Below are 8551 nucleotides of genomic sequence, written 5' to 3' on the forward strand. Positions count from 1 at the left end.
ACAGTATTTTTTATACTTTTGAGGCAAGTTATTGAGAGATAAAATAATTAATCAATGTTGAATTTTAACGACCTAAAAAAACTAGATTCTATTAAGAAGCTTTTTTATAAGGCAAACAACAAGGTAAACAAAAAAGATGACAAGAAGGTATTTTATTAGAGATTGAATGTATGAGGAAATATAAAAAGGAGATAGGGAACAGGGAATAGGTATGGAGGGAATAGGTCCGAAGAAATACAAGGGCAAATATTGTCGCTTAAAAATCTAGGAATATATGTACTACATACTCCTATATCTACCTTCTTTCAATCCCTTGAAGCATTACCGCTTTTAGATTTTAGTCATTCGTATGCTCTCTTAATAATTATTTTACTCTCCAGTCTCTGAGGGATGAAATAATTAATCAATGTTTAATTTTAGCGACCTAAAAAAACTAGATTCTATTAAGAATTTTTTTTATAAGGCAAACAAGAAGGTAAACAAAAAAGATGACAATAAAGTATTTTATTAGCAAAAATATCTGCTGTTCCTAATCTGATAAATCTGGGTTTAATTATAGAACAAATACTTCTGCTTCGGAATTAGAAATGGAAATGGAATAGGTGAGGCAAGTTGTTGAGGGAAAAAATAATTAGGGTTTGCTGAAAAAGTCTTTTNATTTTTTTTATAAGGCAAACAAGAAGGTAAACAAAAAAGATGACAATAAAGTATTTTATTAGCAAAAATATCTGCTGTTCCTAATCTGATAAATCTGGGTTTAATTATAGAACAAATACTTCTGCTTCGGAATTAGAAATGGAAATGGAATAGGTGAGGCAAGTTGTTGAGGGAAAAAATAATTAGGGTTTGCTGAAAAAGTCTTTTTTAAGGTTTAGGGGAGTAGTAGGGACGTTGCACAGGCAAAAATGCGTTTTCCGTTCCGGAATGCTTCGCAAACATGTCGCGCAGCGATACGTCCGTACGGGGGTATTTGTTTTGCCCAACAATGCACCGGAAATGCACTCCTTTTTGACCATCAAGCAGCTCAAAACTAGGTACTTTTTCCAGACCTAAAAAGGCTCAAACCTTTACCTGTAAATTCTTTGATATTTAATCAGCAGAGCAATAATTAAGGATAGATTTAGTATCAGTCTTAATGTCGAAAACAAGGTAAGATTTAGCTAAATAAAAAAAGCTGAATCCTAATAGCTAATTACTATAAAAAAACTGTGAATTCTATAGACTCTTTCTTAAAACGCTTTGAACATTTCGGCGTTGAGCTTGGTCTCGAACGTATCTACCAACTTCTAGATAATTTAGGCAACCCCCATCTCCAAGTACCTATTATTCATGTCGCTGGAACAAATGGCAAAGGTTCCGTCTGTGCTTATCTATCATCTATTCTCAAAGCAGCAGGATATAAAGTCGGACGTTACACCTCACCTCATCTAGTTGACTGGACAGAACGTATTTGCCTCAACGAAGAAAAAATTTCCTCCAATATATTAGAACAATTATTACAAGAAGTAGAAGCAGCCATTCAACCAGAACAACCTTCACCTACTCAGTTTGAAATTATTACTGCCGCTGCTTGGTTATATTTTGCCCAACAAGAGGTAGACGTAGCAGTTGTAGAAGTAGGTTTGGGAGGTAGACTAGACGCCACAAATGTTTGTCACCAACCAATGGTAACTGTCATTACTTCTCTTAGTTGGGAACATTGGCAAAGATTAGGTCCTACCTTGAGTCATATTGCTGGGGAAAAGGCAGGTATTCTTAAACCAAGATGTCCTGCAATACTCGGAGTTTTACCCCCAGAAGCAAAAACAGTAGTAGAAAAACGTATTACCGAGCTAGAATGTCCTGTTGTTTGGGTCGAACCTGCTGAATTATTAGAAGGAAATCAGGAAAATAACTCATTGCCAGAAGCTACTTCTCAAGGAATTGAATATACACTGCCATTATTTGGAGATGTACAGTTGATAAATTCAGCGATCGCCATAGCCACAGTTCAAGTGCTAGAAACCCAAGGATGGGAAGTCCCGACCGCAGCAATTAAACAAGGAATAGCNAGTTTTACCACCAGAAGCAAAAACAGTAGTAGAAAAACGTATTACCGAGCTAGAATGTCCTGTTGTTTGGGTCGAACCTGCTGAATTATTAGAAGGAAATCAGGAAAATAACTCATTGCCAGAAGCTACTTCTCAAGGAATTGAATATACACTGCCATTATTTGGAGATGTACAGTTGATAAATTCAGCGATCGCCATAGCCACAGTTCAAGTGCTAGAAACCCAAGGATGGGAAGTCCCGACCGCAGCAATTAAACAAGGAATAGCTGAAACCAAATGGCCGGGACGTTTGCAATGGACTACATGGCAAAATCGGAAATTATTAATTGATGGTGCCCATAATACTGCTGCTGCCCAAGTATTGGGTCGATATGTCAGGACACTTGATTATCCATCCATAAGTTGGGTTATGGGTATGCTCTCTACAAAAGAGCATTCAGAAATTTTTCGGGCACTAATTAGACCAGGCGATCGCCTCTACCTAGTTCCTGTCCCTGACCATAGTTCAGCTGACTTGAATCAACTTAGCACTATGGCTCAGGATATATGCACAGAATTAACACTTTGTCAAGTCAACTCCCATCTAACACTAGCTTTAGAAGAAGCTATTAGTGCCAGTGAAAATTTAATTGTTTTATGTGGTTCCCTATATTTACTCGGTCATTTTTTTAATAGCAGTGAGCAGTGAGCAGTCAGCGGTCAGCATTAGGACTTTTTTTAGATTGAGTCGGGGATTTAAACTCTTCAGCGCACCATCAGCCGCTTGGGGTTCCAGGGATTACCCAAGGTCAAAAAGCTTATAGCTGAAATGCTGATAGCTAATAGCTAGTTAACAATTAGCAGGAACTAAAGACTTCACTACTGGGAGCTGTATTTTTGTATTTTCTGAATCTAGATATTTCGTATTTTCTGAATTTAGATATTTCGTAAGCATTCAGCAGTCAGCTATCAGCTATCAGCTAGAAGGAGGAATTAGTCTCCAAGGAAAATTAAAATTTATATTTGCGTAGCATTCCGCACGAAAAGCTGAATGCTTTTTGCGCAGCATTCCGGAACGGAGATACTAATAGCTGAATGCTTACCTCACCTGAATCCTTACGATATTTCTTAAAAATAGCTTCAATTTTTTCTTGGCTGATTGGTTTGTTAATAAACTCAGAACATCCGACAAACTGAGCGCGAACCCGGTCAATCATACTGTCTCTCCCAGTTAAAATTACTATAGGAATATTTTTAAAATCAGGTATTTTACGAATTTGACTACAGACTTCATAACCATTAATAACAGGCATATCTATATCCAAAAATATTAAATCTGGCTTTACTTGCACAACAGTAGGTACAGCCAATGTAGACTTTTCAATCCCAATAAATAGATAGCCACTTTTGGTAATAATTTTACCGATTAATGTATTAATTATTGGGCAATTATCAATACAAGCGATTAATTTTGTTTGATCTACAGAGATGGAATTTTTTGTAGTTTCTAGGGATGGTGAATTTGTTTTTTTAATCTCTTTTACTTCATTTGCTAAAGCATCAAATTTAACTACAGCTAATGCAGGTAAATCTGGCAAAACAGTAAGTTTAATTATTCCTTGAGTGACATAATGAATTAATTTTTTAGTCAGACTTAATAAATCCTGCTTTAAGTAAAAAGCCAAATCTCGCAATGTTAATTTTTTACTAATTAATGCCTGAAATTTTTGGTAGATTAGAGTAGATGTGTGTTTTTTTAGAGTTTCAGGTTTGTTCAAGACAGGTGCTAAATTGGGAGAATAATTGTGTAAATTTGCCTCACACCAATCTTGCCATATTGGCTTAACTTTTTCAAAAGCTTCATAGATACTCAAACGAAAGATAGGTTGCATCATTTCCGCTTGTAGATTACAACTTATAGAAGTCACCTGTAAAGTATCTAAATTATCCTGTTGAATTAAATCAAATAATACTTCTACCAAGGTATTGTTAATTATAGAAATAGCTTGCGAAAGTGAAATTTTTTCTTGTTTGAGTAAAATATTAACTATGTAATATTGCCAGCTTTCACAAACATCATGGGTGTATAAACTGAGAGTTTCCAAAGAAATAAAAGGGCAAAACTGAGTGAAAATTCTGCGCCATCTTCGCCAAGCGCTATTACCACCTGTTGCCCAAATTAGACATCCCCGATCAAAATATAATTGCCACTTTTGTTCTTCAGTATTCTGGAGTTCTAATTTACCAGTAAATTGTTTAGGTATCAGACGGATTAAATGTTTAAAAAACCTCGCTGTAGTCTGTTTTGTTTTACTAATCATTTTTAATACTCTATCAATGCAGTCCTGATTTGCGATATTCTTAAGCTCATACTTCTAAAAAGATAACATCCGCAATTTCACTGAATCTTAATTCAAATTTAATCTCTAATTCAAGACTTTAGTGTAACGGTTCTAGAAGTATTTATTCAAGTTATCGACTCAATTTAATTTTACTTAAAAAATTTATAAATATCGTCCGTGATTGTACGGATATTTAACAGATATTTAATTAAATATCGATCTCCTCTTGAGGCAATTACTGATTTAAAAGTGGATCATTTTAGTTATCAATACTTACAAATAAAGATAGAGGCTTCAAATACGGAATTTTCTTTTTTATACCCTTGAAAGGAGAAGCTTGAGACCTTATTTATTTGTCAAATAAATCAAATCTTATACCGATAAAAGAAAAAGAGGCTTGACAGAAAGCAATGAGAATAGTAATAATGTAATTGTTGTTCATAGCAGCTTGCTTCATTTTTTGACCAAGACTGCGTTTAAATATTTTTTCTCTGGATGGAGAAAATGAAGTACCAATCGTCTGAGAATAGTCAAGTTGTGTAGACTATACTCTGACAAAATACAACATTGATATTCAGAAAAAGTGGCATAAAGTGTTCAATTAAGATTATTTTTATTGACAATTTATTATGAATTTTAAGATTTATTTTACCTTGAAGTTTTTTTTTAATCTCAGCTTTAGTCTTAGCTTATTAGGACTTACTGCTTGCCAACAAATATCAAATGATACAATTCCCGAAGAAGGAATTACTAAAAAAACAATTCGACTAGGTTCTGTCCTAGCTTTAGAAGGACAACAAGAGATAGTAGGAAATAGGATAAAATATGGTTTGAAAGCTGCATTTGACGATCAATTAGTACAAACAAAAAAGCTTGAGTTAATCATTGAAAATGATTATTATGAGCCTGGAGTTGCTTATCAAAAGACACAAGAGTTAATTGAATCTGGCATTTTTTTAATGATAGGAAATCTTGGTACTCCCACCGCACAAAAAACATTACCAATTTTAAATAAAAACAATATTCCTGCCGTTGGTTTTGTTACTGGTTCTGAACTTTTGCGATCGCAATCCGAGCTAATCATTAATTATCGTCCGAGTTATGCACAAGAAATAGAAACTGTAGTTAAAATGGCTTTATATGCAGGAGTCAAATCCTCTGAAATTTGTGCTTATGTTCAAGATGATAGCTTAGGTCTGGGTGGCTTAAAAGCAGTCAGAAAAGCTTTAGCACAAGCACAGGTTGAAGAGAAAATCTTAGATACATACGACCAAGTTTTACAGTATAAAAAAAAGGGAAATAAAGACAATATTTTGCTTAGTCCTGTAGGATTTTATCCCCGTAATACTCCCTATGTAGAAGAAGGTTATAACTCATTAAAAAAGTGGGAAAAAAACACGGAAATAAACTGTAGATTAGTCATTACAGCAGGAACTACTACTAATATCGGACGATTTATTAAGTTCGCTCAAGATGAAGGAGAGAATTGGGTTATTTCCTCCTTATCATCTGGTTCNATATTTTGCTTAGTCCTGTAGGATTTTATCCCCGTAATACTCCCTATGTAGAAGAAGGTTATAACTCATTAAAAAAGTGGGAAAAAAACACGGAAATAAACTGTAGATTAGTCATTACAGCAGGAACTACTACTAATATCGGACGATTTATTAAGTTCGCTCAAGATGAAGGAGAGAATTGGGTTATTTCCTCCTTATCATCTGGTTCTCTAGAAGAATTACAGTTGAGTTTAGAAGAATACGGTATTACAGATAAAGTAATTATAACAACAGTTGTCCCCTCATTAGACTCCGATCTACCTATTGTTCAAGAGGCAAAATCTAAGCTAAAAAATGAGTTCGATCATATATCTTTAGAAGGATATATTGTAGGAAAAATGACTTTGAAAATTCTCCAAACAATACCAGGAAAAATTAATCGTGATAACTTTTTAAAACAGGCTGCTATTTCTAAGTTTGATCTAGGTGGTGTTGCGATAGATTTGACTCAAGGACGAATCCAGTCTTCTGACCTTGTTGTAGTAAAGATTTTTACCCCTCAAGGATTTAAAAAATTAAATAAAGAGAAATTAAGAGATATGTTTAAATAATTATTCTAAACTATACAAACCAAGGAATAAACTCGCTTTATTGCCATAATTATTGTCTTTCAAATGACACAATTTTATATTATAGAAGCCCTAACCGTATCTCAGCAAAGGTGAGGTTTTTGGCAAAGGAGTAAGGAGTCAGGAAATGGAAAATATATAAATAATAGAGGAAACAGGTAAAATCTAAGTGCCCTTGCTTCACCATCTCCCCTACTCTCAATCGATAATTGTCAACAGATCCCAAATAGGTTCTACAAGAAAGTTTATGCTTAAGTCCGGATTATAATGTTTAGTGTTTTTAGAGGAAAAATGATTAATGGATACAAGAGAAAAAAACTTACAAAAAGAAATAAGTAACCCTGAATCTATCGATTCTGAAAAATCTCAAAGCACTCCTGAAAAGGCTATATTAAAAGAACCTAAACTATTAAAGCCCATCTCTATTTTAGACACAAAAATTTCTCATTTTATTGAATGGCTACAAAATATTTCTTTATTTAAGTTAGCAGTTATTTTAAGTGAAGGCGCACTGTTGTTTGCCATAGTATCTTATGTAATTACCATACCTAGTCGAAACAAACAGGAGATACAAGAAGCTCGAAAGGTTCTGCGTGAAGAATCTGGCCATCAATATAGTGACGCACGGATTGCTGCCTTAAAAATTTTACATAGCAAAGATTGCCAAAGTAATCCAGGACTAGAAGCAGCTAAAGCAAACATGGCCGATCTTACCCTTAATCCTTGCCAATCTCTATCTTTCACTCAGGGTTCACTGAAGGTTAATAAACGTTCAATGGATCTCTCCTATTCAAATTTAGCAGGAGCCGATCTATCAGGAGCCAATCTTGTTGGAATTAATTTACAAGGGAGTAACCTCCAGGGCGCAAATTTGGCCAATACTAATTTAGAAGGTGCTAATCTCACGGGTGTTCAATTACAAGGTGCGAATTTAACACAAGCCAACTTAAAGGAAGCGATACTCCAAAATAGTAATTTAGATAATAGTAATTTGTATGGAGCTAATCTTGACAAAGCTGATTTCTCTGAAGCTAGTCTAGTCAATGTTAGAGCCTTATGGGCTAATTTCAATGATGGTATTTTCTACCGAGCCAACTTACAATCAGCAAATTTGAATAGAGGGGATTTAAGGGGGGCTGATTTTTATAAAGCTAATCTAGAGAATGCCTCGTTACGTTTTGCTGATTTAAGTAGCACAACTAATGCGAGAGGAGCGCAATTACAACCCACTAATTTGCTAGAAACCCAATTAAAAGGGGCCGATCTGTGGGGAGCAAAAATGTGGTCAACATTTCAAATTAAGCGGGCTAAAAATTGGCAGGAAACCAATCGGAAGCCTAATTGGGAACAGGCGACCAAACAAGCAAGATTACCTCGTTTACGGATAGCTTTAATCAAACCAGAAACTCCTGAAACTCTTTTCGATTACTATGAATTAGGGATGCGTCGTGCTGCTAACCGTCGTGTAGAAATTTGGGCGATTAGTCATCCCAGTGGTGTGGAGAATGAGGCTAAAATAATTAAGCAGTTGATTAAGGAAGGTATGGATGGAATTATCCTCAGACCTGAAGATTCCATTAAGTCACTCGATGCGCTTAAACTAGCTAGTGATGCTGGAGTGGCTATTATCACCCTCGGTTTCTGCTTTGATCCTATGGACGCAAAAGATTTAGCCATTGCTTGCTATAGTACAAATAACTTCCAAATGGGCTATGATTCAGCCCAAGATTTAGTAGAATGGTCTCAAAATAATTTACAGACTGATTCTTCCTCAAAATTGATTCAGCTTGCTTTAATTGATTCTGCTGTCTATGATAGCTACTATCCTTATCTGCAAGGAGCATTAAAAGCGATAAATGAATCGGATATCTCGTTTCAAATCGTTGATTCTGTTAACGTTGCTTCTAATAGTGATGTGATAAAAGTTAAAGAACTACTTAAAAATAATCCTACTGTTCAGATACTTTGGGGGGGGTCAAATCTAGCAACGGAGGTTGGACTTGCAGCAGTGATAGAATCTGATTTGAATAATAAAGTTAAGGTTTTCGGAGTTT

Annotated in this window: 5 protein-coding genes and 1 pseudogene; 4 read left to right on the forward strand and 2 right to left on the reverse strand. The window is 35.0% G+C overall.

All coding sequences use genetic code 11. The features are described 5' to 3' along the window. Positions 1–1208: 1208 nt before the first annotated feature. Both AFK68_RS21505 and AFK68_RS21510 read left to right on the forward strand, forming a co-directional pair. The coding region (locus AFK68_RS21505) for a folylpolyglutamate synthase/dihydrofolate synthase family protein (RefSeq protein WP_094674957.1) at positions 1209–2050 on the forward strand (842 nt) is incomplete at its 3' end. Positions 2051–2262: 212 nt separating this feature from the next. Continuing rightward, positions 2263–2739: a glutamate ligase domain-containing protein gene (locus AFK68_RS21510; protein WP_246844332.1), complete on the forward strand. Its 477-nt coding sequence runs from the start codon at positions 2263–2265 to the stop codon at positions 2737–2739. Positions 2740–3040: 301 nt separating this feature from the next. Here the strand turns inward: AFK68_RS21510 and AFK68_RS21515 are convergent, their stop codons facing one another. After that, positions 3041–4351: a response regulator gene (locus AFK68_RS21515; protein ID WP_094674951.1), complete on the reverse strand. Its 1311-nt coding sequence runs from the start codon at positions 4349–4351 to the stop codon at positions 3041–3043. Positions 4352–4721: 370 nt separating this feature from the next. After that, positions 4722–4969: pseudogene (locus tag AFK68_RS42240) on the reverse strand (hypothetical protein); the annotation flags it as partial. A 32-nt stretch (positions 4970–5001) separates the two neighbouring features. Here AFK68_RS42240 and AFK68_RS21520 point away from each other — a divergent pair. Together AFK68_RS21520 and AFK68_RS21530 are read left to right on the forward strand one after the other, a co-directional pair. After that, positions 5002–5888: ABC transporter substrate-binding protein (locus AFK68_RS21520; protein WP_168186593.1), on the forward strand; the 887-nt coding region annotated here is incomplete at its 3' end. Between the two features lie 907 nt (positions 5889–6795). After that, the coding region (locus tag AFK68_RS21530; RefSeq protein WP_094674955.1) for a pentapeptide repeat-containing protein at positions 6796–8551 on the forward strand (1756 nt) is incomplete at its 3' end.

Origin of the sequence: Hydrocoleum sp. CS-953 (assembly GCF_002260545.1) — a bacterium.
Taxonomy (GTDB): Bacteria; Cyanobacteriota; Cyanobacteriia; order Cyanobacteriales; family Microcoleaceae; genus Trichodesmium.